The organism is Kitasatospora sp. NPDC085895 (genome assembly GCF_040702125.1).
Lineage (GTDB): Bacteria > Actinomycetota > Actinomycetes > Streptomycetales > Streptomycetaceae > Kitasatospora > Kitasatospora arboriphila.
On the sequence record NZ_JBFBJY010000058.1, the window covers coordinates 13,393 to 40,353 of the forward strand.

Annotated in this window: 21 protein-coding genes, 1 pseudogene and 1 riboswitch; of the genes and pseudogenes, 10 read left to right on the forward strand and 12 right to left on the reverse strand. The window is 73.6% G+C overall.

The annotated features are described in order from the left end of the window. Positions 1–283: 283 nt before the first annotated feature. Positions 284–1,189, forward strand: a complete 906-nt coding sequence (locus AB0442_RS29005; RefSeq protein WP_366166500.1) for a hypothetical protein — start codon at positions 284–286, stop codon at positions 1,187–1,189. A 168-nt stretch (positions 1,190–1,357) separates the two neighbouring features. Here AB0442_RS29005 and AB0442_RS29010 read toward each other — a convergent pair whose 3' ends face one another. Next, positions 1,358–2,407 (reverse strand): hypothetical protein, encoded by a 1,050-nt coding sequence (locus AB0442_RS29010; protein ID WP_366166501.1) that lies wholly within the window; start codon positions 2,405–2,407, stop codon positions 1,358–1,360. Positions 2,408–3,733: 1,326 nt separating this feature from the next. Next, positions 3,734–3,932, forward strand: a riboswitch (cyclic di-AMP (ydaO/yuaA leader). A gap of 5 nt (positions 3,933–3,937) precedes the next feature. On the opposite strand from AB0442_RS29010, the gene AB0442_RS29015 reads away from it, so the two are divergent. Then, positions 3,938–5,107, forward strand: a complete 1,170-nt coding sequence (locus tag AB0442_RS29015) for a transglycosylase family protein (RefSeq protein ID WP_366166502.1) — start codon at positions 3,938–3,940, stop codon at positions 5,105–5,107. A 172-nt stretch (positions 5,108–5,279) separates the two neighbouring features. Further along, positions 5,280–5,483: a hypothetical protein gene (locus AB0442_RS29020; protein ID WP_366166504.1), complete on the forward strand. Its 204-nt coding sequence runs from the start codon at positions 5,280–5,282 to the stop codon at positions 5,481–5,483. Between the two features lie 211 nt (positions 5,484–5,694). On the opposite strand, the gene AB0442_RS29025 is transcribed toward AB0442_RS29020, so the two are convergent. The 7 genes from AB0442_RS29025 to AB0442_RS29055 form a co-directional block, all read right to left on the reverse strand. Next, positions 5,695–6,738 carry a LacI family DNA-binding transcriptional regulator gene (locus AB0442_RS29025; RefSeq protein ID WP_344621856.1) on the reverse strand — a complete coding sequence of 348 codons (1,044 nt, stop codon included), beginning with the start codon at positions 6,736–6,738 and terminating at the stop codon, positions 5,695–5,697. A gap of 1 nt (position 6,739) precedes the next feature. Beyond that, on the reverse strand, positions 6,740–8,461 hold the full coding sequence (locus tag AB0442_RS29030) for a glycoside hydrolase family 13 protein (RefSeq protein WP_366166506.1): 1,722 nt from the start codon (positions 8,459–8,461) through the stop codon (positions 6,740–6,742). Between the two features lie 104 nt (positions 8,462–8,565). Continuing rightward, positions 8,566–9,471, reverse strand: coding sequence for a carbohydrate ABC transporter permease (locus AB0442_RS29035; protein WP_363547741.1), 906 nt, complete (start codon positions 9,469–9,471; stop codon positions 8,566–8,568). Positions 9,472–9,521: 50 nt separating this feature from the next. Then, positions 9,522–10,523 carry a sugar ABC transporter permease gene (locus tag AB0442_RS29040; protein WP_366166507.1) on the reverse strand — a complete coding sequence of 334 codons (1,002 nt, stop codon included), beginning with the start codon at positions 10,521–10,523 and terminating at the stop codon, positions 9,522–9,524. Between the two features lie 112 nt (positions 10,524–10,635). Further along, positions 10,636–11,919, reverse strand: a complete 1,284-nt coding sequence (locus tag AB0442_RS29045; protein WP_366166509.1) for an extracellular solute-binding protein — start codon at positions 11,917–11,919, stop codon at positions 10,636–10,638. A 373-nt stretch (positions 11,920–12,292) separates the two neighbouring features. Then, entirely contained in the window at positions 12,293–13,360 is a 1,068-nt protein-coding gene (locus AB0442_RS29050; protein WP_366166511.1) for an aldose epimerase family protein, read from the reverse strand. A gap of 157 nt (positions 13,361–13,517) precedes the next feature. Next, complete coding sequence (locus tag AB0442_RS29055; protein WP_366166513.1) at positions 13,518–16,478, reverse strand: AAA family ATPase; 2,961 nt, start codon at positions 16,476–16,478, stop codon at positions 13,518–13,520. Positions 16,479–16,760: 282 nt separating this feature from the next. Here AB0442_RS29055 and AB0442_RS29060 point away from each other — a divergent pair, with 282 nt between their 5' ends. Then, the gene (locus AB0442_RS29060; protein ID WP_366166514.1) at positions 16,761–17,711 is read left to right on the forward strand and encodes a terpene cyclase; all 951 of its coding nucleotides are present in this window, start codon (positions 16,761–16,763) and stop codon (positions 17,709–17,711) included. A gap of 256 nt (positions 17,712–17,967) precedes the next feature. Here the strand turns inward: AB0442_RS29060 and AB0442_RS29065 are convergent, their stop codons facing one another. Beyond that, positions 17,968–18,390 (reverse strand): DUF6325 family protein, encoded by a 423-nt coding sequence (locus AB0442_RS29065; protein WP_366166516.1) that lies wholly within the window; start codon positions 18,388–18,390, stop codon positions 17,968–17,970. A 184-nt stretch (positions 18,391–18,574) separates the two neighbouring features. Between AB0442_RS29065 and AB0442_RS29070 the strand changes: the two genes are divergently transcribed. The 5 genes and pseudogenes from AB0442_RS29070 (at position 18,575) to AB0442_RS29090 (ending at position 23,635) form a co-directional block, all read left to right on the forward strand. Continuing rightward, positions 18,575–18,898, forward strand: a complete 324-nt coding sequence (locus AB0442_RS29070; protein ID WP_366166518.1) for a nuclear transport factor 2 family protein — start codon at positions 18,575–18,577, stop codon at positions 18,896–18,898. 226 nt (positions 18,899–19,124) lie between these two features. Next, complete coding sequence (locus tag AB0442_RS29075; RefSeq protein ID WP_366166520.1) at positions 19,125–20,138, forward strand: LacI family DNA-binding transcriptional regulator; 1,014 nt, start codon at positions 19,125–19,127, stop codon at positions 20,136–20,138. 235 nt (positions 20,139–20,373) lie between these two features. After that, positions 20,374–22,382: pseudogene (locus tag AB0442_RS29080) on the forward strand (TIM-barrel domain-containing protein). A gap of 37 nt (positions 22,383–22,419) precedes the next feature. Beyond that, the gene (locus AB0442_RS29085; RefSeq protein ID WP_366166522.1) at positions 22,420–22,773 is read left to right on the forward strand and encodes a hypothetical protein; all 354 of its coding nucleotides are present in this window, start codon (positions 22,420–22,422) and stop codon (positions 22,771–22,773) included. 55 nt (positions 22,774–22,828) lie between these two features. Then, positions 22,829–23,635 carry an acetylxylan esterase gene (locus AB0442_RS29090; RefSeq protein WP_366166524.1) on the forward strand — a complete coding sequence of 269 codons (807 nt, stop codon included), beginning with the start codon at positions 22,829–22,831 and terminating at the stop codon, positions 23,633–23,635. 7 nt (positions 23,636–23,642) lie between these two features. Here AB0442_RS29090 and AB0442_RS29095 read toward each other — a convergent pair whose 3' ends face one another. After that, positions 23,643–24,869 (reverse strand): serine hydrolase domain-containing protein, encoded by a 1,227-nt coding sequence (locus AB0442_RS29095; RefSeq protein ID WP_366166548.1) that lies wholly within the window; start codon positions 24,867–24,869, stop codon positions 23,643–23,645. A 186-nt stretch (positions 24,870–25,055) separates the two neighbouring features. Between AB0442_RS29095 and AB0442_RS29100 the strand changes: the two genes are divergently transcribed. Further along, complete coding sequence (locus tag AB0442_RS29100) at positions 25,056–25,565, forward strand: NUDIX domain-containing protein (RefSeq protein ID WP_363547766.1); 510 nt, start codon at positions 25,056–25,058, stop codon at positions 25,563–25,565. On the opposite strand, the gene AB0442_RS29105 is transcribed toward AB0442_RS29100, so the two are convergent. Continuing rightward, positions 25,541–26,203 carry a cytochrome b/b6 domain-containing protein gene (locus AB0442_RS29105; protein WP_366166526.1) on the reverse strand — a complete coding sequence of 221 codons (663 nt, stop codon included), beginning with the start codon at positions 26,201–26,203 and terminating at the stop codon, positions 25,541–25,543. The two genes, AB0442_RS29100 and AB0442_RS29105, sit on opposite strands and share 25 nt — an antisense overlap. Next, positions 26,187–26,903 (reverse strand): molybdopterin-dependent oxidoreductase, encoded by a 717-nt coding sequence (locus AB0442_RS29110; protein ID WP_366166528.1) that lies wholly within the window; start codon positions 26,901–26,903, stop codon positions 26,187–26,189. The genes AB0442_RS29105 and AB0442_RS29110 overlap by 17 nt, the downstream gene beginning before the upstream one ends. Positions 26,904–26,961 lie beyond the last annotated feature (58 nt).

Sequence of the window (26,961 nt, forward strand, 5' to 3'; positions counted from 1 at the left end):
GCGTCGAACAACCGCACCGCGCGCCGGGCAAACCAGGTCAAACCAGAGCAGACGTCACGGCAAACGATCACCGTACGTATGGGCCGCTCTGCATCCCGTGGATCTTGACGCTCGCCGCCGGGCTTTACGCGCAGTCACATCGGCCACTGTGAGGAGCATCACGCACCCGGACACCAGTGCGCACAGCGCTTTGCCGGTGTTTGTCCGGCCTTGTGCCGTCACCACCAACCCCTCACGGGAGTCGACTGCAGTAAGGGCCCCGGTATGTCCTACGATCTCCGCCATGAGCACCGCAGCCATCCCGGGCGCGCCACTGCCCGTCCGTACGCCAGGCTCCCGTGCGCGGGGGCGCCACCGCCGTCCCGAGCGCCCCGAGGTCCCGGCCGGCTCCCCGGCCCTGCTGCTGGCCGTCCCGGCCACGGCCGGGCCCGAGGCCCGCCCGATCGTCGACGAGCTGCTCTCCATCGTGCGCGGCGAGCAGCCGGGCATCGAGATCGCCGCCGGCTACCTCGCGGCCGAGTCCGAGGACGCCCCGACCGTCTCCGACCTGCTGGCCATGGCCGCCGGCAACGGCGCGCCGCCGCCGATCGTGGTGCCGCTGCTCCCCGGTCCGCACGGCTTCCTGACGGAGCTGCACGAGGTGGCCGCGGCCGCCGGCTCCCCGGTGACCGACCCGCTGGGCCCGCACCCGCTGCTCGCCGAGGCCGTGCACGTCCGTCTCTCCGAGGCCGGTCTGGCCCGCGCCGACCGCGCCCGCCTGTTCGCGATCGCCACCTCCGCCGACGGCGTGGTCCTGACCGTCTCCGGCGGCGAGGACGCCGCCGCGGCTGCCGGAATCACCGGTGTGCTGCTCGCCGCGCGCCTCGCGGTGCCGGTGGTGGCCGCCGCCCTCGACGTCCCGGGTTCGGTCGCCGCCGCGGTCGACCACCTCAAGGCGACCGGTTCCGAGCGCCCGGCGCTCGCCCCGCTGGTGATCGGCCCGGAGGCGGACTCCGAGCTGCTGGCCACCGCCGCCGAGGAGACCGGCTGCCCGAGCGCCGCGCCGCTGGGCGCCTACCCGGCCGTCGGCCAGCTGATCGCCTCCACCTACCTGGCTGCGCTGCCGCCGCGGCCGGTCGACGAGGAGGAGCTGGCCGCCGCCGAGGCCGCCGCTCAGGCCGAGGCCGAGGAGACTGCCGTCGAGCAGTGAGCGGTGCGCGGTTCCCGACCGCGCACGCCGTGAATCGACGAGGGGCCCCGACCGCATCAGGTCGGGGCCCCTCCGCGCGTCCCGGGTCAGGCCGCATTGCCTCGGGGCCGCAGGACTCGGGCCGCGGGACTCGGGGTCCCTCCGTTGCGCGGACCTCGGGCCGCGGGTTCAGACGGGCAGCCGCCGGGTCGTTGCCGCCGCGTCGGCGAGCCGGATCGCGGGGGTGACGACCGCCCGGGGCGGCCCGTCCACCGCGGCCGGTGCGGCGGCGGCGTTCCACTCGGCCTTGCCCGGGCCCGGCCGCAGCTGCACGGCCTGCCGTTCACCGGCCTTGCGCAGGACGATCCGGGCCGGTTCGGGTGCCTGCGGGTCGAGCCACACCTCGTTGCCGCCGAAGGAGCAGTCCAGCACGGCGATGTCGTCCGGTTCACCGTCCGTGGTGGCCCGGAAGGCGACGCCTGCCTTCCGATAGCCCGTCAGGTGACTCCGACCGATCGTCACCGTCGCTCCGGCGAGCTGGTGTTCGGCGGTGGCGACGGCGTAGTCGGACTGGCCCGCGGCGTCGATCAGCAGGCCGTCGAAGACGGTGCCCCTGTCCCGGCCGAGCGCGTGCACGGCCACTCCCCCGGCGCCGTTGCCGTACAGCACGCCGCCGTTGTAGTCGAAGTCGTTGAGGTAGGCGCCGTGCTCGATGCCCCAGCCACCGTTGTGGTACGCGACGAAGCGTTCCAGGGTGTGGTGGTGACGGGCGTTCAGCCAGACGAAGACGCCGTTCTCGAGGTTGTTGTGGGCCAGGCAGCGCTCGAAGGTCCAGACGCCCTCGCTGGTCTCCGGCCACTCGTAGCCCGAGGCGCCGGTGGCGCCCTGGACGCCGACGGCCACGCAGTCGCGGGCGGTGCCGCCGGTGCCGGCGCCGAGCGAGAAGCCGGTGAGCCGGTAGCCGCGGGCGTTCGGCTCGTGGACGGTGCGGGAGGCAACGCAGGACTCGTAGGTGATGTCGTCGGACGGCGCCTGCGGGGTGCGGGTGTCCGGCGGGCCGTCCCACCAGTAGGCGTCCTCCCAGGTGTTGTGGCTGATGCAGCTGCGGAAGGTGATGCCGTGGCTGGCGTGCGGGACGAAGGCGTGGCTGCCGCTGTCGCGGACCACGACGCCCTCGACGACGGTGCCGCGGGAGGTGTCGCCGAGCATGTGGAAGTGCAGGCCGTACCGGCCGAGCACGGGCTCGGTGACGGGGCGCCGTTCCAGGTCTCCTTGCCCGGCTGCCGCGGGCCGAGCCAGCGCAGTGCGGCGTGCCGGACGTCGGCCCGGCGCGAACTGGCCAGGTGGACGTGGGCGCGGCCCCCGGCGGTGCCCTCGATCCGGACGCTGCGGGTCAGGTTGAGCACCTCGGCGCCGACCGCGACGCCGCCGCCGGCGGTCACCCGCGGGTGCGGGTGTGCCAGGGGTGCGGTCAGCGTGACGGTCATGCCGTCGACCCGTCTGATCGTGCACAGATCGTACCGGGTGGAGAATTCGTCCTCGCTCGGGGGTCCGGTCGGCGTGACGGCCAGCTCGTCGCCCGCCCGCCAGCCGACGGGCGGCTCGGCCAGCCGCAGCTCGGTGTCGCCGGCCCGCAGCGCGGTGGCGGCACGGACCCAGGCGGTCTTGGCGGCGCCGTCCAGCCGCAGGTAGCCGGCGCCGGCCACCCAGAGCCCGGTGTCCCCCTCCACCACCGTCATGCCGCCGCCGCGAAAGCTTCGTTCGTCAACGGACGGAAATCTCAGGGTGTGCACGGAGCCGTCCGCCGGGGCCAACGTCAGGATGCCGCGGACCTCCACGGCGCCCGCGGAGGAGAGCGTGAGGCTGCGCCCGGGCGCGAAGACCAGCGAGCCGCCCGGCTCGACCACCAGGGAGCCGATCGACGCGTCGGCGTCCAGCAGGACACGGTCGGCGATCCTGACGGCACTCCCCGCCCCGGGGACCGCACCGCCCCAGCCCGCCGGGTCGGACCAGCGGCGGCCCGTCAGGTCGACCGGGGAGGGCGAGGGGTCGACAGGAGCCGGGGCGGCCCGCGTGTGCCCGGCAGAGAGCCCCTCGGAGGCCGTGGGGAGGGGCGTGGCCGCCGTCGCGGGCGCGGCCGACGAGACGAGCGCGCGGCGGGCCAACTCGCCGCCGCCGACCGCGGCCGCGGCGGTGGAGATCCCGAGCCAGACGAGCATCCTGCGCCGGCCGACCCGGCGGTGCGGCGCCGGCCGTCGCGGCACTCCGCCGGACGCCGCCTCCCGGTGCTGCCCGTGGTGGTCCATGAGCGGTCGACCCCTCCCCGGGCCGTCGCCCGGCCCCCGTCCTGAAGCATGAACAGGCCGGTTTTCCCGGAAGGGCCTTGCCGGAAATCGACAGAAGTCGATCACGAAAAGATCGAGGGGTCGATCATGGAATATACCAAGATTGACTGTGATCGGCATCACACATATTTGCGGTTTGAACTTAACTCTGTCTAATGTCCTCCCACGTTCGTGGTCACACGGACCCAGTTGGCCCGAACGCCGAGTCCTGCCGGCGGTCCGACTGGCAATGCGAAACGCACTTCGGCAGGGGCGGGGGAACCAGGTAAGTCGCCCGGGAGCGGTCCAGCACCGCTCCCCGGCTTGGGGTGAAGCCGCACGCGCGGAAACGGCGAGGGATCGCCGGATCCTGCGCGCGCGGCCGGGCAACTCCAGCCCGAATCCGACAGCTCACCTCGCAGGCGTGGGAGAGGAACGCTGCTTCATGCTGTCCATCAACTCCAAGCGCGGCCGCCGCATTCTCGCCACCACCGGCGTCGTCGGCATCGGCCTCAGCATCCCGTCGCTGGCCGCCGGCACCGCCTCCGCCGCCTCGGTCTCCACCTGGGACAAGGTCGCCCAGTGCGAGTCCTCCGGCGACTGGCACATCAACACCGGCAACGGCTTCTACGGCGGCCTCCAGTTCACCAACAGCACCTGGACCTCCTTCGGCGGCGGCAGCTACGCCTCCCGCGCCGACCTGGCCACCAAGGACCAGCAGATCGCCGTCGCCGAGAAGGTGCTGGCCGTCCAGGGCCCCGGCGCCTGGCCCGTCTGCTCCGTCAAGGCCGGCCTGACCAAGGGCGGTCCGGCCCCCGAGATCAACACCGGCGGCTCCGCCTCCACCCCGGCCCCGGCGGCCACCACCCCCGCCAAGCCGGCCGCCCCGGCCGCGCCGGCCGCCTCCACCGGCTCGACCGCTTCCACCGGCACCTCGCAGGACGGCAAGGCCTGGCAGGGCCAGAAGTCCTGGCAGGGCCAGTGGAGCCACGGCGCCACCTACACCGTGCGGGCCGGCGACTGGCTGTCGACCATCGCCGAGCACAACCACGTCCAGGGCGGCTGGCAGAAGCTCTACGAGATCAACAAGTCGGTCCTGAAGAACGGTCCGCACACCATCTACCCGGGCCAGAAGCTGTCGCTGGGCACCCCGGCCAAGGCGTCCTCCACCCCGGCCCAGGCCGCCCCGGCCGCCGCCAAGCCGGCGACCACCGCGGTCAAGGCGAGCACCACCACGGCCGCGCAGACCGCCACCGGCTCCAAGGCCGCCGCGGTCGACTTCGCGCTCTCCAAGGTGGGCCAGGCCTACATCTACGGCGGCACCGGCAACGGCGGCTGGGACTGCTCCGGCCTCACCCAGGCCGCGCTGCGCGCCGCGGGCATCTCCGTCCCGCGCGTCGCCGCCGACCAGGCCGACTACTCCACCCGCGTCTCGCTGGACAACCTGCAGCCGGGCGACCTGCTGTTCTGGTCCAACAACGGCGCCAACTCGGGCGTGCACCACGTCGCCATGTACATCGGCGACGGCAAGTACGTCGAGGCCGCCAACCCGAGCGCCGGCGTCCGCGTCCAGACCATCGCCAACTGGGCCCCGGACTTCGCAGGCCGGGTCTGAACCACCCCTCCCGGCGTCGCGCACGCCGGGGCAGGCGCCCGAAGCCGTACCTGGGTCCCTCGGCCCGGGCGCTCCTCTCCCCTCCGCAGCCCCGGAGCGGCCTCCCGCCGCCCCGGGGCTTCGGCCTGCCCGCACGGATAGGCTGACGCTCCCACGGAGTTGAGGAGCCGCCATGGCAGCGAAGGTCACCGTCACGCTGGACGCCGATCTGGCGATCGAGGTCATGCTGGCCGTCGGGGCGGGCAGCCCGCAGGACGCGGTGGAGCTGATCGTCCGCGACTACCTGGCCCGCAGCCGCCGCACCGAGGCCCGCACCGGCGACGCCGCCGACGCCGAACGCACCGCCCGCCCCCACCGCACCGTCGAAGAGGGCTGAGGCACACGCCCAGGGGGCCAGCCGCCAGGGGCGCCGGGCCGACCACCAGGGGCGCGTGGGGCACCTCCCGCGCCCCTGAACGGTTGCCCCGCGCCCCTGAGTTGTTGCCCCGTGCCCCTGGGGCCCTGCCCCGGAAACGCCCGCGGCCCCGGAGAGAGGGCTCTCCGGGGCCGCAGGGGTGTGCCTCGGGCCCGTCGGCCCGGTGGCGGGGTCAGCGCACGCTGGCGCCGGTGGAGCCGCGCATCACGAGCTCCGGCTGGAACATGAACTCCGCGCGCTGCGCGGGGTTGCCTCCGACCTCCTCCAGCAGGGCGTCCACGGCCGCGATGGCCATGGCCTCCACCGGCTGGCGGATCGTGGTCAGCGGCGGCTCGGTGAACGCTATCAACGGCGAGTCGTCGAACCCGACCACCGAGACGTCCTGCGGCACCGCGAGGCCGCGCTGCCGGGCCGCCCGGATCGCGCCGAGCGCCATCATGTCGCTGCCGCACACGATCGCCGTGCAGCCCTTGTCGAGCAGCACGCCGGCCGCGGCGTGCCCGCCCTCCACGCTGAACAGCGTGTGGTGGATCCAGCCGTCGGCCTCCTCCTCGGTCACGCCGAGCAGTTCCTGCACGGCCGCCCGGAAGCCCTCGACCTTCCGGAGCACCGGTACGAAGCGCCGCTGCCCGATCGCGAGGCCGATCTTCGTGTGGCCGAGCTCGACCAGGTGCTGGACGGCCATCCACATCGCGGCGCGGTCGTCCGGGGAGATGAACGGCGCGGCGATCCGCTCGCTGTAGCCGTTGATCATCACGAACGGCACCTGGCGGCCGATCAGCTTGTTGTACCGCTCGTGGTCGGCGGTGGTGTCGGCGTGCAGTCCGGAGACGAACACGATGCCGGACACCCCCCGCTCCACCAGCAGCTCCACGAGTTCGTCCTCGGTGGAGCCGCCGGGGGTCTGGGTGCACAGCACCGGCGTGTAGCCGTGCCGGCTGAGCACCTGCTCGATCACCTGCGCGAGCGCGGGGAAGATCGGGTTGTTCAGCTCCGGGATGATCAGGCCGATCAGACCCGCGCTGCGCTGTCGCAGCCGGGTCGGCCTCTCGTACCCGAGTACGTCGAGGGCGGCCAGTACGGTCTGCCGGGTGGTCGCGGAGACGCCCGCCTTGCCGTTGAGGACGCGGCTGACGGTGGCTTCACTGACCCCCGCCTGCGCCGCGATGTCCGAGAGTCGCGCCGTAGTCACGATCCCAGAGCCTATTGCAACCATCTCAGACCGCCCACCATACGGTGCTGTCCGCTGCCAGCAGAATCTCGCCGTCCGCGGCCTCGGTGTCCGCGGAGGACAGCAGGATACGTCCGGGAGCCGCCATCCGGACCGGCGCACCGGTGGTGTTGGAGGTGCAGACGAAGGAGCCCTGCGCGCTGTCGCGGCGGAAGGCGAGCACGCCCTCCGGCGCGTCCAGCCAGGTCACCTCGGTGCCGGCGCCGAGCGCGGGGTGCTCGCGGCGGACGGCCAGCGCGGAGCGGTAGAGCTCCAGGGTGGAGGTCGGGTCGCCGGTCTGGACCTCCACGCTGAGGTCGGCCCACTCGGCGGGCTGCGGCAGCCAGCTCGGACCGCCCGCGGCGGGGCCGAAGCCGTACGGGGCCTCGGTGCCGGACCACGGGATCGGCACCCGGCAGCCGTCGCGGAAGCCGTCCTGGCCGGAGGCGCGCAGGAAGGACGGGTCCTGGCGGACCTCGTCCGGCAGGTCGGTGACGTCCGGCAGGCCGAGCTCCTCGCCCTGGTAGACGTAGGCGGAGCCGGGCAGGGCCAGCATCAGCAGGCTGGCGGCGCGGGCGCGGCGCAGGCCGAGCTCGCGGTCACCGGCGGTGCGGATCTGGGTGCCGAGGCCGGGCTCGTTGGCGAAGCGGGTGGCGTGCCGGGTGACGTCGTGGTTGGAGAGCACCCAGGTGGTGGGGGCGCCGACCGGGCGCATCGAGTCGAGCGAGACGTCGATCACCTCGCGCAGCTCGTCCGCGGACCAGGAGGTGCCCAGGTACTGGAAGTTGAACGCCTGGTGCAGCTCGTCGGGGCGGACGTAGTTGGCGGTGCGCTGGACGGTCGGGGTCCAGGCCTCGGCGACGCCGATCCGCTGGCCCGGGTACTCGTCGAGGATCTTGCGCCAGTCGCGGTAGATCTCGTGGACGCCGTCCTGGTCGAAGAAGGGCATCACGTCGTTGCCGAGCAGCTTGAGCTGGTCGCCCTCGCCGCCGATGTCGGGCAGGCCGGCCTGCTTGACCATGCCGTGCGCGACGTCGATCCGGAAGCCGTCGACGCCCATGTCCAGCCAGAACCGCAGGATCGAGCGGAACTCGTCGGCGACGGCCCGGTTCTCCCAGTTGAAGTCGGGCTGCTCGGGGGCGAAGAGGTGCAGGTACCACTCGCCCGGGGTGCCGTCCGGGTTGACGGAGCGGGTCCAGGCCGGGCCGCCGAAGATCGACTCCCAGTTGTTGGGCGGCAGCTCGCCGTTCTCGCCCTTGCCGGGGCGGAAGTGGTAGCGGTCGCGCAGCGGGGAGCCGGGACCCTCGCGCAGCGCGCGCTGGAACCACTCGTGCTGGTCGGAGGAGTGGTTGGGGACGAGGTCGACGATGATCCGCAGGCCGAGCGCGTGCGCGTCGCGGATCAGCCCGTCGGCGTCCAGCAGGGTGCCGAACATCGGGTCGACCGCGCGGTAGTCGGAGACGTCGTAGCCGGCGTCGGCCTGCGGGGAGGCGTAGAAGGGGGAGAGCCAGACCGCGTCGACGCCGAGGTCGCGCAGGTAGGGCAGGCGGCTGCGGATGCCCGGCAGGTCGCCCATGCCGTCGCCGTTGGAGTCGGCGAAGCTGCGCGGGTACACCTGGTAGATGACCGCGTCCCGCCACCAGCCTCTGCTCGCGCCCGCACTCGCTGCGATGGGCTCGGCGGCGGTATCGGGGGCGGGCCGGGAGGCGTCGGCCAGGTTCTGGGTCATGGGTCAGTCATCCCTTGGGGAATCGCGGCGGACGGAGCGTGGTGTGACGGTACGTCGGACCGACGGCCTCGGCGGGTGCTTCGGCCGTCCGGTGCGTGCGTTCGTCAGGACTTGGCCGCACCTGCGGTGAGTCCGGTGACGAGGTGGCGCTGGACGAGGTAGAAGACCAGGGCGGCGGGCAGCGCGATGAGCACCGAGGTGGTGGCCATCAGCTGCCACTGGTGGTCGTGCTCGCTGATGAAGGACTGCAGGCCGACCGCGAGCGTGTACTTGTCCGAGCTGAGCATGAAGGTCGAGGCGAAGGCGACCTCGGCCCAGGCGGTGAGGAAGGAGTAGAAGGCGGCGACGGCCAGGCCCGGGCGGGCCAGCGGCAGGATCAGCCGCCAGAAGGTGCCGAACGGGGAGAGCCCGTCGACCCGGCCGGCCTCGTCGATCTCCACCGGGATGGTGTCGAAGTAGCCCTTCAGCAGCCAGGCGCAGTACGGGACGGTGGTGCCGGAGTAGACCAGGATCAGGCCGAGGTAGCTGTCCAGCAGCTGCAGGTTGGACAGGATGTAGTACATCGGGACGATCAGCACGGCGATCGGGAACATCTGGGTCACCAGCAGCGTCCACATCAGCTGCTTGTGGCCCGCGAAGCGCATCCGGGAGACGGCGTAGCCGGTGCTGGCGGCGAGCATGACGCCGACGACCGTGGTGCCGCCGGCGACGATCACCGAGTTGCCGAACCAGCTGAAGAAGTCGGTCTGGTTGAGCACCTTGTCGTAGTTCGACAGGGTCGCCTTGCCGAGGATCTGACCCGGGTGCAGGTAGTCCATGTCGTCCGGGCCCAGCGAGATGTAGGCGATGTAGACGACGGGGAAGAGCGCGATCAGGCTGGCGGTGATCAGCGCGAGGTGGCTGAGCACGGAGGCGACGGGGCTGCGCTGCTCGCGGCTGCGGACCTTGGCCGGCCGGGCGGCGTGGGCGGCCGCGGGGCGGGCGGCCGGTCGATCGGTGGTGGTGGTCATCGGGGTACCTGCCTCGTGGATGTCGCTGGTCTGCTGGATGCTCGCGGCGCTCAGCCGTTCGCCTGCTCGTTGCGGGCGAGCCAACGGCGGTAGAAGCTGGTGAAGACGATCAGGAGCGAGAGCAGCAGGACGCCGTAGGTGGCGGACTGCGCGTAGTCGCGGGGCATCTGGCCGAAGCCGAGGCGGTAGGCCCAGGTGACCAGGATCTGGGCGTCGGGCGCGCCGTTGCCGAACAGCAGGAAGATGACGGCGAACTGGTTGAAGGTCCAGATCACGCCGAGCAGGACGACGGTGCTGCTGACGGTGCGCAGGCCCGGCAGGGTGACGTAGCGGAAGCGCTGCCAGGGGCTGGCGCCGTCCATCTCCGCGGCCTCGTAGAGCTCGGCCGGGATGGACTGCAGGCCGCCGAGGAGCGAGACCATCATGAAGGGCACGCCGACCCAGGTGTTGACGGCGATGGCGGCGGCCTTCTGCGCGAACGGGTCGGAGAGCCAGCCGGGCTCGGGCAGGCCCACCGAGCCGAGGACGGCGTTGATGGCGCCGCCGTCGGCGAGCATCAGGCGCCAGGAGAAGACGGTGACGAAGGTCGGCACGGCCCAGGGCAGGATCAGCAGCATGCGGTAGAGGCCGCGGCCGCGGAGCTTCTGGTTGAGCAGCAGGGCGAGCGCCAGGCCGATGGTGTAGTGCAGGAGGACGCAGATGGCCGTCCAGGCGATCGTCCACACGAAGTGCGACCAGAAGCGGTCGTACGAGCCGGGGCCCCAGAGCACGTCGGCGTAGTTGTGCAGGCCGACGAACGTGAAGCTGTCCGGGATGTGGTTGACGCCGATCTGGCGGCCGGTGTTGAGGCTGGTGGCGTCGGTGAGCGTCAGGTAGACGCCGCGCACGAGCGGGTAGCCGACCAGCACGCCGAGCACGACCACGACCGGCGCGATCATGGCGTAGGCGTACCAGTACTTGCTGTACGAGAGCTTGATGCGCTCCACGAGGCCCGGACGCGGTTCGCGGCCGCGGCTGCTCTTGCCGGGAGCGCCCTGCACGGCGACTGCCATTGTTGACACCTTTTCGGGAGGTCCGCCGCCTCGCGTCGGCGACTGGGTCTTCGTACGGGGGTGGCCGACGGCCGCCCGGCCCACCAGGGGGTGGGCCGGGCGGCCGGGGGTGTTACTTGGCGAAGCCGGGGAGGAGCTTCGCGTAGTCGACGGCGGTGGCGTCGAGGCCGGTCTTGGTGTCGGCCTGGCCCTGGACGATCTTGGCGAGGTTGGTGCCGATCGAGGCGAACAGCGAGCCGTACTCGGGCAGCTCGGGCCGCGGCTGGGCGGAGCTCAGGATGGCCTGGTAGCCCGCGATGCCCAGGTTGGCCTTGACCTCGGCGGTGTAGGCGTCACCACGGGTCGGCAGGGTGGAGTTCTTCAGCGCGAGGGTGCTCTGGCTCTCGGCCGAGGTCAGGAACGCGGCGAGCTTCTCGGCAGCCGCCTTGTGGGCGGCGTCGGAGCCGGCGTAGACGGAGACGTTGTGGCCGCCGGTGGGGGCGCCGGCCTTGCCGGTGGAGCCGGCCGGGACGGGGGCGATGCCCAGGTTCGCCTTGTTGCTGAACGCGGCGCCCTTGTAGATGTTGGTGATCTCCCAGGGGCCCTGGATGATCATCGCGACCTTGCCGGTGTTGAAGGCGTCCATCATGTGGGCGTACGAGTCGGTCGTGGTGTCGGCCTTGACCGTGCCGGGCGAGGTGAACATCGTCTTGTAGGTCTCGACGGCCTTGGTGGCCTCGGGCGAGTTGACGGTGATCTTCTTGCCCTTGGCGTCCACCATGTCGGTGCCCTCGCCGAAGAGGAACGGCATCGCGTAGTAGCCGTCGCCGGCCCGCATGAAGAAGCCGTCGACACCCGCCTTGTCCTTGATCAGGGCGGCGTCGGCCTTGAGCTCGTCCCAGGTCGCGGGGGCCTTGGTGATGCCGGCCTTCGTGAACAGGTCCTTGTTGTAGAGGAGGCCGAGGGTGTCGGTGACCAGCGGGGCGCCGTAGGTCTTGCCGTCGAACTTGGCCTGCTGGACCAGGCTCGGCTGGAAGGCGGCGGCGTCGGGGAGCGCCGGGGTGCCGTCCAGCGGCTCCAGGAAGCCGGCCTTGGCGAAGGCGGAGGTCCAGCCGACCTCGGAGCGGAAGGCGTCCGGTGCGCCCTTGGCGCCCATCGCGGTCTGCAGCTTGTTCTGCGCCTGGTCGAACGGCACGTTGACGAAGTTGACCTTGATGTTCGGGTTGGCGGCCTCGAACTTCTGGACCAGCGCCTGGTAGGTCGGAGCCTCGTTGGTGGCGTTGGACGTGTCCCAGTAGGTGATGGTGACCGGACCGCCGTCGCCCTTGGCGTCCGAGCCGGAGCCGCTGCTACCACAGGCTGCAAGGGAAACCGCAAGGGCCGCAACGAGAGCGGAGGCCGCGATGCCACGCCGCATGAGAACTCCTAGGAAGGTGGGGGTGCCCGAATTGGTGGAGGACCGCGCATAATGGCTGTCCCGTGCCGACTGCGCCGTTGCGGCCGTCGGGCTTGTGGAGGAACGTAACAGCGCCGAAAGCCAACCTGAAAGCCCTTGCAGCAACTTTCTGCAAGCGTGATTCAGATCGTTACATCCGCGTGTCCTCCGAGTTGCCGTCGCGCTAACCGCTCCCTCGACCCCTGTGACCTGCGTCGCTCCTGGTCGGCCGGGGCATGCGAACGGCCCGCGCCGTCCGGGTCGTCCCCGGCGGCACGGGCCGTCGTTGCGGTGGTTTGCAGCAACCGTTCTCAGTCGGACGGGCCCACCGCCCCTCCCGGACGGTCGCCGGGCCTCAGGCGGTGCCGAGGCGCAGCACCGTCGTCGAGCGGAACTCCTCGCCCGGGCGCAGCACCGTCGACGGGTACGAGGGCTGGTGCGGCGAGTCCGGGTGGTGCTGGGTCTCCAGCGCGACGCCGGCGTAGGGGCCGTACGGGACGCCGCGGGCGCCGGTGACCGCGCCCTGGAAGCCGTTGGCCGTGTAGACCTGGATGCCCGGCTCGGTGGTGAGCACCTCCAGGGTGCGGCCGCTCTCCGGGTCCTCCAGCAGGGCGGCGCGGGACGGGCCGCCGTCGGCGGGGCGCTCGCGCAGCACCCAGTTGTGGTCGTAGCCGTGGGCCGCCGCCACCTGCGGGTGGTTCTCGGCGATGCCCTTGCCGAGCGGCCGGGCGGTGGTGAAGTCGAAGGGCGTGCCGGCCACCGCCTCGAACGGGCCGAGCGGGATCTGCCGGGCGTCCACCGGGGTGTAGTGGTCCGCGTCCAGGGTGAGCAGGTGGCCGAGCACGTCGCCGCTGCCCTCGCCCGCGAGGTTGAAGTAGGCGTGATTGGTCAGGTTGACGACGGTGGGCTTGCTGGTGACCGCGTGGTAGTCGATGGTCACCGCGTCGGCGGAGAGCGTGTACGAGACGGTGACGTCGAGGCTGCCGGGGAAGCCCTGGTCGCCGTCGGGGCTGTGCAGCGTGAGCCGGACGCCGCCGGGGATCTCCTCGGCCTCCCAGATCCGGTGGGCGAAGCCGTCCGGGCCGCCGTGCAGGGTGACGCCGTTGCCGGTGGGGGCGAGCGGGTGGTCCTCGCCGTCGAGGGTGATCCGGCAGTCGGCGATCCGGTTGGCGTAGCGGCCGACGGTGCTGCCGTAGTGGCGGGCGGCGCCGAGGACCTGCGGGAGGTCCTCGGTGGAGAGCAGGATCTGGGCGGGCGTGCCGGAGCGGTCGGGCGCGGTGAGGGTGTGCAGGGTGGCGCCGAGGGTGAGGACGCTGGCCTCCAGCGGGCCGTTGCGCAAGGTCCAGCGCTCGATCGCCGCGCCCGCACCACTGGGTTCGAAGGGCCCGTGCCGGACCTCCGTGGCCTGTGCGGATGCCGCCATGGCCTGCTCCTCACCGAAGCGGCCGCGACCGCCTCACCTCGACTGCTGTTCGATTATGAGCGATCTTGTCGCCCCGGGAGCAGCCTAGCCCGGCCGGGGCCTGGTACGGCGCTGCTGCGCGGTGCGTGCCCCGGCCGGTCGCGGGTTCCGGACGGGCTCAGCCGTCGTCGCCGGTGCGGGAGTCCTTGTCGGGCAGCCCGAGGGCGGCCGCCAGGCCCTCCGGCCCGGTGCCCGCTTTGCGGTGCACGGCGGCCAGTCGGCGGTGCACCAGGCTGAGCGGCAGGTCGAGGTGGTCGGCGATCCGCTGCGGCGGCAGTCCGCGCACGGCGAGTTCGGCGACCTCCCACTCGTGCTGGCTGAGGGCGTCCTTGGTGAGCGTGCGCAGCCGGTTCGGGCGCAGCCCGGAGACGGCGAGCTCGCGGCGGGCGCGGGCGACCAGGCCGTCGGCGCCGCACTGCTGGGCGAGTTCCATGCCCTGGTAGAGGTACTCGCCGGCGTCGACCAGCCGGCCGCTGCGGCGCAGCGCGGCGCCGAGGTCCACCAGGGCGTGCGCGTGCTCGTGGCCGGCCGGGGACTGGCCGAGCACGGCGACGGCCTCCTCCAGCAGCTCGACCGCGACCGGGCCGTCGGTGACGGCGGCCTGCAGCCGCAGGGCGGCGCCGACCGCGGAGGCCGAGCCGAAGGTGCGCGCCCGGTCGACGGCGTCCTGCGCGTGCTTGCGGGCCTCCTCCGGGTCGTCCGGGGCGAGGGCGAGCGCGAGGTGGCCGGCCCAGGGCGCCCAGACGGTGTTGTAGCGGCCGCGGGCGTCGAGCTGCCGGCCGACCTCGGTGAGGACCTCGACGGCCCGGGCGCGGTCGCCGCGGGCGAGCAGCAGCTTGCCGTAGAGGGTGGGCGCGTCGGGCAGCACCATCGCGGTCTCGTGGTACGGCGGGGCGAAGCGGTACTGCTCGGCGAGCTCCCAGGCCTCCTGGACGCGGCCGCGGGCGAGCAGGGTGTCGGCGAGGACGCCGACGATGTCCCACTGCAGCGGCAGGTCGGGGGCGATCCGCTCGGAGATCCGCAGTCCGCGGCGGAGGAAGTCCTCGGCCTCCAGCAGGAAGCCGCGGCGGAACCGGACGAGGCCCATCAGGAAGTAGGCGAAGCCGCGGTGCGCGCCGCTCCACCCGGCGACCTCGAACTCCATGATGGCGTCGGAGAACAGCCGCTCGGCGCGGATGAGCTCGTCGGTGTAGGTGAGCGTGAGGCCGATCAGGGCGGGCAGCTCGAAGCCCCAGGTGGTGCCCGTCCAGCGGAGTTCTGCGGGCAGCCGGCCGTCGACCAGCGCCCGGTCGGCGAGCTCCACGGCGCGGGCGGCGGACCCGCCGCGCAGGGTGAGGTCCCAGGCCTGCATGGCCACCAGGGCGCGCTCGGCGCTGTCCCGGCCGGTGAGCGAGGTGGCCAGGTCCTCCAGCCGCCGGGAGCGGCCGACCGCGTCGTCCTCGTCGCGCTGGAAGGCGGCCCACATGAAGTGCGCGGCCTCCAGGCGGAGCCGGCCGGGGCCCTGCGGGGTGCGCTGCGCCTCCTCGTGGCAGACCGCGGCGGCCCGGGTCAGCTGGCCGGCGTGGGCGAGCGCCTCGGAGAGCCGGAAGGTGGCGTCGACCCGCAGCGCGGGGCTGAGGCCGTTCTCCGGCTCCAGGGCGACGGTGAGCTGGTTGACGGTGGCGGCCGGGTCGGTGAGCAGGGCGGAGCAGCCGAGCTCGTACATCACCTCGGCGCGGATCTCCTCGTCCGGCGGCTCGTTGAGGGCGCGCTCCAGGCAGCGCTTGGCGGCGTCCGGGGCGCCGATGGCCAGGTGCTCCTGGGCGGCTTTGCGCAGCTTGCGGACGATCGCGTCGTCGCCCTCGGGCAGCACCTCCAGCAGGTGCCGGGAGGCGGCGAGCATGGTGCCGCCGGCGTTCTCGATGGCGGTGGCCGCGATGCCGTGCATGGCGGTCTTGGTGGCGGCCGGCATCGTCAGGTAGATCGAGGTGCCGATCAGCGGGTGGACGAACTCCAGCCGGCCGTTGGGCTGGCTGGTGAGGACGCGCTGGCGGCGCAGCTGGCGGACGGACTCCTCGGCCTGGTCCGGGCCCTGGGCGGAGATCGCGGCGGCGAGGGTCTGCCGGATGTCGGTGCCGAGCAGCGCGGCGGCCCAGGCGAACCGCAGGGTGGTCGGGCCGAGCTTGTCCAGCCAGTGCTGCAGGGTCTCGCCGCGGGCGGCGGCGGCGAGGTCGTGCAGCCTGCGGGCGTTCTCCTCGCTGGGCTCCAGCGCCTGGTCGCGGACCTCGCGGAGCAGCGCGACGACCTCGTACGGGGTGCCGCCGGTGACGGCCCAGACCTGACGGCAGAAGGCGTCCTCGGCGTGCGGGCCGAGTTCGGCGCGGACGAGGTCGGCGACGGTGTCCGGGGTGAGCCGGCGCAGTTCGTGGCGGTGCTGGGCGATGGACTCGACCTGGTGGCGCAGCGGCAGCGCCTTGTGGTCGAACTCGTCGCGGTAGGCGAGGACGAGCAGCACCGGCAGTTCGCGCGAGCGGACGGCGAACGCGGCGAGCCAGCTGAGGGACTCCTGGTCGGCCCAGTGCAGGTCGTCGACGACCATGACCAACGGGGCCCGGCGCGGCGCGAGTTGGGTGAAGACGAAGTCGAGGCCGTCGCGCACGCCCTGCGGGTCGAGGGGCTCCAGCTCGTCGGACGGCGGGACGAGGCCGATGGCGGGGCCGACGATGCCGTACCAGTTGCCGAAGACCTCCTGCTTCTCCTCCTCGGGCAGCGAGCCGAGCACCGGCTGCAGCAGCTGCCGCAGCACGCGGAAGGGTTCGTTGCGCTGGCGCTCGCCGCCGCGGGCGAAGAGCACGGTGCAGCCGGGCTGGAGCTTGCCCAGGCGGCGGACCCGGTGCAGCAGCGAGGTCTTGCCCATGCCGCCGGGGCCGGAGTAGCAGAGCACCTCGCCGATCTCGGTGCCGCCGGCGGCGAACTTGCGGCACAGCCGGGCGACCGCCTCGTCGGCGGTGTGCAGCTCGGTGTCCCGCTCGCGCAGTGTCTCCTCGGCCGGAGAGGTGACGTACTCCTTTTCGCCCTGCCCGTTCTGATCTGCCGACACCGCCGCGCCTCCGCCTCTTCCGTTCCTCGTTCCGCCCACGACCCTAGCGCCGTGCACGCCCGCGCGGGCGGCATTCGTGCAGGCCGGGCGGGAGTCGAGGGTTGAGGGTGCAGGGCCCGGGCAAATGCCCTGGTGCGCATGCCATCTGATGATCCGATCGGGTAGTCTGCCGGGCCGGACGGCGCAGTGGATCTTCCGCACGTCCCAGTATCAGCATCGGGGTCACCGTACGACGCGCGAACGCACAGCACCGGATCCGAGAGTCACCTCGCTGGGAGCACCATGTCCGACGACAGCTCGCTCGACTTCCCTTTCCCGCACCGGCGCAGCGGGCACCACGCCCACGCCGCCGAGCGGCACCGCTCCTGGCTCGCCCGCCACCGCGAACTCGCGGACGTCGCGGACGCGGCGGTGTACGGCCACTGGGAGGTCGCAGAGCTCGCGGCGCTCAGCCATCCGGACGCGGGACCGGAGGAACTCGCCCTCGCCGCGGACATGTTGGGCTTCTTCTTCCTCTTCGACGACCAGTTCGACAGCGCCCTGGGCCGGCGCCCCACCGAGGTGTCCCGGATCTGCGAACGGCTGACCGCGCTCCTCTACGGCGCCCTGCCGGACGGCACCTCCGGCGTGGAACGGGCCTTCGCCGACCTCTGGAGACGGTCCACGGCCGGCATGCCCGGCCGCTGGCGGGCCCGGGCCGCCGCCAACTGGGAGTGGTACTTCGCCAGCCACCCCGCCGAGGCCGCCGGCCGGCTCTCCGGCCGGATCCCGGACCGCGAGGGCTACTTGATGCTCCGCCGGGGAACGGCCGCCATGGAGACCATCTTCGACATGGTGGAACGGCTCGGCGGATTCACCGTGCCGCAGGGCACCTTCCACCACCCCGTGCTGCGGCAACTGCGCCAGGTCGCCGCGGACATCCCCTCGTACAGCAACGACGTCCGTTCCTACCCGCTGGAGGCACCGCGCGGGGACGTGTACAACCTGGTGATGATCGTCCAGCGCGAACGTTCCTGCCCGCCGGAGGAGGCCTGCTCGATCGTCCTCGCCGAGGCGCAGCTGCTGGTCGACCGCTACACCCGGCTGATCGCCGAACTGCCCTGCGCCTTCCGCGAGCTGGAACTCGACGAGGAGCAGCGCGCCGTCGCGCAGCGCTACGCCGACGGCATGACCGCCTGGCTGGCGGGCTACCTGCACTGGGAACGGTGGACGGGCCGCTACCGCACCGCGTGACCGGCGATGCACCCACCGTAGCGGACCCGGAGCCCCGCGACCAGAGCCCCCGGCACACGTGTACGGAGAATTCGGCCGCACCAGCAGCACGAAGAGCTGCGCAATGCGAGGGCAGCACCTCAGGGCGCGGGAACTGCGCGGTCCGGGAGCGGGTCTCCATGCGATTCGGGCTGAGCCCTGAGGCACCCACATCCGGATTGCGCAGTTCTCCCCCCGGTCTTCGGCCGGGAGGTGCCCCCACGCCCTCTGATCGTCCTCACCGCCCGCTGCGGGCCCGTGCCGCGCGGACGGCCTCCTCGATCCGCTCCGGCGGGATCCGCACGCCGGAGGCGATCCGCCCGCCGACCGCACCGAGCGCGGCCGCCGCACTCTGCGCCCACAAGTGCTCGATCAGCACCACCACGGCGACGCTGCCCGGGGCGAGCAGGGCGGCCGCCTCCTGCGCGTCGGCCGGTCCGATCAGCGGCAGCTCGTGCCCGCCGGCCGCGACCACCCCGTGCAGGTGCTCGACCTCACCGACCTCCGCGTACTCGACGGCGCCGTCGGCGCGGCGGGTGACCACCAGGGCGTCGACCACCCGGATGTCCCCGGCCGTCCGCAGGGCGGCGAGGGCGCGGGCGCTCTCGGCGGTGATGGCCTCCTGCGGGAACGTCAGGACGATCAGTTCGGCCGGCCCCATCCAGGGCACTCCTTCCGTCGGCGGTTCCCCGCGGTGGCCCCCGGATGCGGATCAAAGCACAGCCCGGGCCCGGTGCCGCGGAGGCGGGGCGCGGACGGCGCACGCCGCTGGCGGGCGGCCGGGCCCCGTGGTCTCTGGGAAGCACGGCACCGTGCCGTGCATCCGGGACGAGGAGGCCCCGACCATGACGATCCCCGCCGCCAAGCTGTCCAATCCCGCCGTTCGCGCCCTGGTCACCGCGATCAACGGGGGCGACCCGAAGGCGTTCTTCGACGTGCTGACCCCGGACGCCACGATGTCCGACGACGGCTCGGACCGCCCGCTGGCGGCCTGGGCGGAGCGGGAGATCTTCTCCTCCCGGGGCCACATGGACGTCCAGACGGAGAAGGACGGCGGCCTCGCCCTGATCGCCAACTACCGCAACGACACCTGGGGCGAGATGCGCACCGCGTGGCGGTTCACCGTGGACGGGGAGCGGATCAGCCGTTTCGAGACCGGCCAGGCGTAGGCTCCGCAGCCCGCCCGCGGACCCCTGAACGCCCCGGGCTGAACGCCCCGGCGCCGCCCCCGCGCAGCCCGCCGGGCACAGGTGGTGAAGCGCTTCGACACCGGGTCTGGACACAGTCCATCTGCCTCTCTAAGCTCTCCGGGCAGGACAGCATCGAGCCGCACAGCAGACATCGTCGAAGCGCTTCACCATCGGCGCCCGGCCGTGTCGCGAGATGGAGCACCAGATGGTCACGCTCGCCCAGGTCGCCCGGCACGCCGGGGTGTCCCCGAGCACGGTCTCGTACGTCATCAGCGGCAAGCGGTCCATCTCGCAGGACACCCGGCTGCGGGTGGAGCGCAGCATCGCCGAGCTCGGCTACCACCCGCACGCCGGGGCCCGGGCGCTGGCCAGCAACCGTTCCAACGTGATCGCCCTGATGATCCCGCTGCGCACCGACATGTTCGTGCCGGTGATGATGGAGATCGCCATCGCGATCACCACCACCGCCCGCCGGTTCGGCCACGACGTGCTGCTGCTGACCAGCGAGGAGGGCCCGTCCGCGGTGAAGCGCGTCGCCGCCAGCGGACTGGCCGACGCGATGATCCTCATGGACGTCGAACTCGAGGACGAGCGGATCCCGCTGCTGCGGCAGACCGGGGCGGCGGCCGCGCTGATCGGCCTGCCCGCCGACCCGGCCGGGCTCACCTGCGTCGACCTCGACTTCGAGGCCACCGGCGCGCTGGCCGCCGACCACCTCGCCGACCTCGGCCACCGCGAGGTGGCACTGATCGGGGCCGCCGAGTCGGTCTACCGCCGGCACACCGGGTTCGCCGAGCGCACCCTGGCCGGCTTCCGGCAGCAGGCGGCCGCCCGTGGCCTGGGCTTCCTGCACCGCCCCTGCGGGGCCGGCCCCGAGGCGGCCAGCGGGACGCTCTCGCGGATCCTGCAGGAGCGGCCGAACACCACGGGATTCGTGGTGCAGAACGAAGCCGCGCTGCCGCACCTGCTCAGCCAGCTCCGGCAGTCCGGACGGGCCGTGCCGGAGGACGTCTCCGTCGTCGCGGTCTGCCCCGACGAGGTGGCCCTGCACTCCGCCCCGCAGCTCACCTCGGTCTCCATCCCCGCGCAGGAGATGGGCCGGCGCGCGGTCGAGCTGCTGATGGCCCAGACCGGCGGTGAGGACACCTCCGGGCTGACCCTGCTGCGCCCCACCCTCATCGTGCGGGAGTCCAGCGGTCCCGCCCCGCGGGCCGACTGACGCACCGACCGACGCACCGACCGACGCACCGGACGCATCGCCGGGCCGTCCCCTCGTCCGATCCCCCGCACCACCCGCTCCACCCGGCCGCTCGCGCGCATCGCCGATTCCCGGGAGCCGGGCGCACCCGCACGCGCCCGTACCCCGTCGATCCCGCACGCCGGGGCGCAGCCCGCGCCGGCGCGCCCCGCGCTGCCCGCGCGCAACCCCCAGGAGCCGTCCCGTGAACCACCCCCTGCCCATCCCCCCGCCGGAGAAGCCCGAGGCCCCCGGTGTGCTGCGCGAGCACGACGGCGCCCTGGAGTGGCACGGCCACCTGGAGACCCTGCGGGTGGAGCCCTGGGGCCCGGACGCGATCCGGGTGCGGGCGGTGCGCGGCGGGCGGCTGCGGCCCGACCTGCCGGGGGCGCTCGCCGAGCGTCCGCCGGCCGCGCCGCAGGCCGCGGTGAAGACCGAGGGCGGCGTCGGGCGGGTCGTCAACGGCGCGATCACCGCCGAGGTCACGGAGCGCGGGATCGTCCGCTTCCTGCGGGCCGACGGCAGCGAACTGCTCTCCGAGCGGCCCGCGCACTTCTGGTGGCCCGGCGCCCGGCTCTACACGCCGACCGGCAACGGCTACCACCGGCTGGAGCAGTGCTTCGCCGCGTACGACGGCGAGAAGCTGTTCGGTCTCGGTCAGCACCGGCACGGGCTGCTCGACCAGAAGGGCGCCACGATCGACCTGGTGCAGCGCAACGCCGAGGTGTCGATCCCGGTGTTGCTCTCGGACCGCGGCTACCTGCTGCTGTGGAACAACCCGGCGATCGGCCGGGTGGAGCTGGCCGTCAACGGCACCCGCTGGGTCGCGGACAGCGCCCGCCAGTTCGACTACTGGATCACCGCCGGGCAGCCGGCCGAGACCCTGGCCCGGTACGCCGACGCCACCGGCCACTCCCCCGAATCCCGTCGTGGGCCACCGGGTTCTGGCAGTGCAAGCTGCGCTACCGCACCCAGGAGGAGCTGCTCTCCGTCGCCCGCGAGCACAGGCGGCGCGGTCTGCCGCTGTCCGTGATCGTCAACGACTTCTTCCACTGGACGCACCTCGGCGAGTGGAAGCTCGACCCCGCCGAGTGGCCCGACCCGGCCGCCATGGTCCGCGAACTGGACGACATGGGCGTGCGGTTGATGGTCTCCGTCTGGCCCTCCGTCAGCCCGCTCAGCGAGAACCACGCCGAGATGGAGCGCCGCGGCCTGCTGATCGGCACCGAGTACGGCCCGATGGCGCACGCCGAGTGGCCGGACAAGGGGGTCGACTCCACCGTCCAGGTCGCCTTCTACGACGCCACCAACCCGGAGGCCCGGGAGTTCCTCTGGGAGCGGATCGCGCAGAACTACCTCGCGCACGGCATCAAGGTCTGGTGGCTGGACGCCTGCGAGCCGGAGATCAACCCCGGCCACCAGGCCAACCTGCGCTACCACGCCGGGCCCGGCCTGGAGGTCGGCAACCTGTACCCGCGGGAGAACGCCCGCGCCTTCCACGAGGGCATGCTCGCCGCCGGCGAGAGCGAGGTGGTCACCCTCAACCGCTCGTCCTGGGCCGGCGCCCAGCGCTACGGCGCCGCGCTGTGGTCCGGCGACATCGGCACCGACTTCGCCACCCTGCGTGACCAGACCAGGGCCGGTCTGCACGTGATGGTCTCCGGGATCCCCTGGTGGACGACCGACATCGGCGGCTTCCACGGCGGCGACCCGGACGACCCGGCCTACCGGGAGGTGGTCGTCCGCTGGTTCCAGTACGGCGCCTTCTGCCCGCTGTTCCGGCTGCACGGCTACCGCGAGCCGTGGATGCCGCTCGGCCCGGCGATGACCGGCGGCCCCAACGAGGTCTGGTCGTACGGCGAGGAGGCGTACGGGATCTTCAGCAGCTACCTGCACCTGCGCGAGCGGCTGCGGCCGTACGTCCAGGAGCAGATGCGGCACACCGCCGAGACCGGCGTGCCGCCGATGCGGCCGCTGTTCGTGGAGTTCCCCGAGGACCCGGCGGCCTGGGAGGTCGGCGACCAGTTCCTGCTCGGGCCGGACCTGCTCGTCGCGCCGGTGGTCGAGGCCGGCGCCCGGCGGCGCAGCGTCCTGCTGCCCGCCGGGGCGACCTGGCGCTGCGCCTGGACGGACGAGGTGCACCCGGGCGGCACCACGGTGACCGCGGACGCCCCGCTCGACCGGATCCCGCTCTACCTGCGCGACGGCGCCCGGCTGCCGATCTGACCCGGGCCCGCCCCCACTCCGTGGCAAGGAGGCCACCATGCACCCCACCGCCCTGCACCAGACGCCGCACCCGGCCGCCGCGCAGCACCCCGCCGCGCCGAACCGCGGCCGTACCGCCCCCACCGGCCGGTTCGGCCCGCCGCCGGCGGCGCCGTACCGGCAGGCCCAGCCCGTGCCGCAGACCCGCCGCCCCGCCGCCGGGCTGCTCGCCCCCGAGGAGCACCAGTTGCTGCTCCTGCTCGCCGAGGGGCTGCCACTGGACGCCGTCGCCCGCCGGCTGTCCACCTCCAGCCGACCGCTGCACCGCCGGATCCGGGTGCTCTGCGACCGGATCGGGGTGCGCACCCCGCTGCAGGCCGCGGTCCGGGCCGCCCGGCGCGGCCTGATCTGACCGCCCGCCGGCTCCACGGCAGGAGCCGACGGCACCCGAACCGGAGGGAGAACCCGTGCCGCTGACCGACCTGCCCTACGAGGACCTGCTGCGCTACCGCCCGGAGCCGGCCGTCCCCGCCGACCTGGACGCCTTCTGGGACGACACGCTCGCCGAGGCCCGGGCGCACGGCGGCCCGGCCTCGGTCACCCCGGTCGGCGACAGCCTGCTGCGCGGCGCCGAGGTGCACGACGTGCGCTTCCCCGGCCACGGCGGCGAGCCGGTCGCCGGCTGGCTGCTGCTGCCGCGCGGCGCCCGCGGGCCGCTGCCGGTGGTCGTCGAGTACCCGGGCTACAGCCAGGGCCGCGGACTGCCGCTGGAGCGGCTGCTGTACGTGTCGGCCGGCTACGCCCACCTGGTCATGGACACCCGCGGCCAGGGCCTGCCGCGGATCGATCCGGAGCGGGTGGTGGTGGGCGGCGCCAGCCAGGGCGGCGGCCTCGCCCTGGCCGCCGCCCTGGTGGACGTGCCCTTCCTGCAGCACTTCCCACGGGCGGTGGAGACCGCCTCGGCGGGCCCGTACCCGGAGATCGCCGGGTACCTCGGCCTGCACCGCCGGGACGCCGTCGAGCAGGTCTTCGCCACCCTGGCGTACGTGGACGGCCTGCACCTGGCGCCGCGGGCCACCGCGCCCGCGCTGTTCAGCGCGGCGCTGATGGACCCGGTCTGCCCGCCGTCCACGGTCTTCGCCACCTACCACCGCTACGGTGGCCCGGCCGCGATCGAGGTGTGGCGCTTCGGCGACCACGCCGGCGGGCGGGCCTCCCAGCAGCGGTGCCAGCTGGAGTGGCTGTGCGAACAGGGCCTGGGCGCGGCGAACTGACGGTCGGTCAGCCCGTCCGGCCCGCCAGGCAGGCCCGGACGGCGGCCATCAGGCTGCGGGAGCGGATGTCGCCGGTCACGCCGGGCTGCATGCCGTTGGTGACGTAGCCGAAGCCGATGCCGAGCTCGGGGTCGGCGAAGCCGAGCGAGCCGCCGCGGCCGGGGTGGCCGAAGCTCGCCGGCGTGGCCATCGGGGAGGTGGCGGCGTGCCGGAAGAAGCCGTGGCCGAAGGTGGTGTTGACGATCAGCACCTTGTCCGGGCCGCTGACCGCGGGGCCCATCGCCTCCTTCAGCACCTCGGGGCCGAACAGCGCGGGCAGCCGCTCGCCGGGCGCCCCGCCGTGCCGGTCGGCGGCGCCGATCAGCGAGGCGTAGAACCGGGCCACCGACCGCGCGGTGCCGATGCCGCCGGCGCCGGGCACCTCGGCGGCCTGCACCGCGGGGTCGTTCAGGTCGACGGCGGCGAGCACCGCGCCGAACGCCCGGGCGGTCAGCGAGGTGCGGTCCTGGTAGGCCCGTACGACGGAGGCCTTGGGGCGGACCTTCATGCCGCTCGGGCCGGTCTGCGCGGCCTCGGGCGCGGGCAGGTCGACCAGTCGGCCGACCCGCGGTGCCGCGCCCGCGGGCAGGCCGATCCACAGGTCGAGGCCGAGCGGCTGGGCGATCTCCTCGGCCAGGTAGTGGCCGATGCTGCGGCCGCTGACCCGCCGCACGATCTCGCCGACCAGCCAGCCGAAGGTGTACGGGTGGTAGCCGTGGGCCGTGCCCGGCTCCCAGGCGGGGGCCTGGGAGGCGACGGCGGCGGCGGCCGGCTCCCAGGTCAGCAGGTCCTCCAGGCGCAGCGGCACGTCCAGGACGGGCAGTCCGGCCTGGTGCGAGAGCAGCCAGCGGACGGGGATCCGCTCCTTGCCGGCGGCGGCGAACTCGGGCCAGTAGGAGACGACCGGGGCGTCCAGGTCGAGCAGGCCCTGCTGGACGAGGTGCAGGGCGGTGGCGGCGGTGAGCCCCTTGGTGACGGAGCGCAGCACCTGGGCGGTGTCGGCGGTCCACGGCACGGCGGGGGCGGGTCGCCCGCCGACCTCGGGCCTGGCGTCGCCGCCCCACAGGTCGACCACCTTGCGGCCGTCCAGGTAGAGCGCGAAGGCCGCGCCGAGTTCGCCGTACTCGCGGAAGTTGCGGGCGAAGGCCTCGCGGACGGGTTCGAAGCCCTCCGCCGTCTCGCCCCAGATCTCCACCGCTGTCACGTTCCCCGCCGTTCCTCGCCCGTGCGTCCGGTCGCTTCCTCGCCCACGCCTCCGGTTGGAACGATAGTCGGACGGTCCTACCGGTGCCGCCGGGGTGCCGGGCCGCACGGGAGCCGGACCGCCGGGAGCGCCCGCACCGCCCGCGGCGCGGCCCCGTCCGGCGGTAGTGTCCCGAGCATGACGAATCCCGCCGAAGAACTGCTCGACGTGGTGGACGCCCGGGACGAGGTGGTCGGCACCGCGACCCGCGCCGAGGCGTACCGGGACGGCCTCACCCACCGCTGCGTGTTCGTCCTGGTCCGCGACCCGCAGGACCGGATCTTCGTGCACCGCCGCACGGACACCAAGCTGTTCGCCCCCGGCGCCTACGACTGCTTCGTCGGCGGGGTCGTCGGCTCCGGGGAGTCGTACGCCGAGGCGGCCGTCCGGGAGGCCGAGGAGGAGCTCGGGGTGCGCGGGATCGAGCCGGTGCCGCTGTTCCGCTTCCTGTTCGAGCAGGACGGGCTGTCCTGGTTCTGCGACATGCACGAGGCCCGCTGGGCCGGCCCGGTCTCCCCCCAGGTCGAGGAGGTGGCCTGGCACGGCTGGCTGACCGAGGAGGAGCTCGCCGAGCGGCTCGCCGAGTGGGACTTCGTGGCCGACGGCCGGGAGGCGTACCGGCGCTACCTGGAGTCCCGTCCGTCCTGAGCGGCCCGCTCGTCGCCGAGGTCCCACTCGGGGTGCTCGCGGGCGGCCCAGCGCCGGTCGACCAGCCCGGTGCGCATGCCGCGCCGGGCCTCCGGGTCGCGCACCGCCATCCAGACGTGGCCGCCCACCACCACCCCCACGGCGACCGCCAGCCAGTCGTGGACGAAGGTCGCCCCGGTGCGCCACACCAGCGGAGCCAGGTGCGTGAACCACATCAACAGCCCGGTGCCGAGCATCACCAGCACCGCACCGGCGATCCACGCCGCGTACAGCTTCTGCCCGGCGTTGAACTTGCCGGCCGGGCGGTCGTGGGAGCGGCGGCGGACGGCCCGCAGCCAGCGCCGGTCGGCCGCGGTGAACCGGTTCAGCCGGGCCAGGTCGGCGCGCAGCGCCCGGGAGGCGAGGCCGAGCAGCAGCGGGACGGGCAGCAGCAGGCCGCACCACTCGTGCACCACGACGACCAGCCGGCGGCGGCCGACCAGCTCCGACAGCGGCGGGTAGTAGAGCATCAGCGCGGTGGCCAGGCAGGTCAGCAGCAGGCCGGCGGTGGCCCGGTGCACCAGCCGCTCGGCACGGGCGAAGCGGGCCACCCGGACGGCGGGACGGGCGGTGCGCCCGGGGTCAGCCGGTGGGTGCATCGTCGCGTCCGTTGGATCGGCCGACCCAGGCGTCGACGTCGTAGCCGAGACGCTCCCAGTAGCCGGGGCGGACCTCCGGGGTCACCGTGATGCCGGAGAGCCACTTGGCCGACTTGTAGAAGTACATCGGCGCGACGTACAGCCGCACCGGGCCGCCGTGCGCGTGGCCGAGCGGGCGGTCCTGCATGCGCAGCGCGACCAGCACGTCGTCGCGGCGCGCCTGGTCGAGGGTGAGGCTCTCGCTGTACGCGCCGTCGAAGCAGCTGAACCGCACGGCGGCGGCGCCGTCGCGGACACCGGCCCGCTCCAGCAGCAGGCTGAGGCGCACCCCCTCGAACGGGGTCGCCGGCACCCGCCAGCCGGTGACGCACTGCACGTCGTGGACGATCCGGGTCTGCGGCAGCGCCTCGAGGTCGGCGAGCCGCAGCGTGGCCGGCCGGTCGACCAGGCCGTCGATCCGCAGCTCGTAGTCGGCGGCCGTGCGCCCGGGCACCGAGGCGACGACCGAGTAGTAGCGGAACCCGCCGCCGCCCGGCACCAGGTCGCTCAGGCCCGTCGGGTCGCGGCTGGTGACCGCCTCGACGACGCGCTGCAGGTGCGGGCCCGCGGCGACGCCCGCCGCCCCGAGGCCCAGCATGCCGAGCACCACCCGCCGCCCGACCGGCGTACCGCTGGATTCGTCACCCCTCGATTCGACCACCCGCCGGGCCCGCCGACCAGGGGCTACCGGCGGACGTCAGACTTTCGTCACCTCCGCC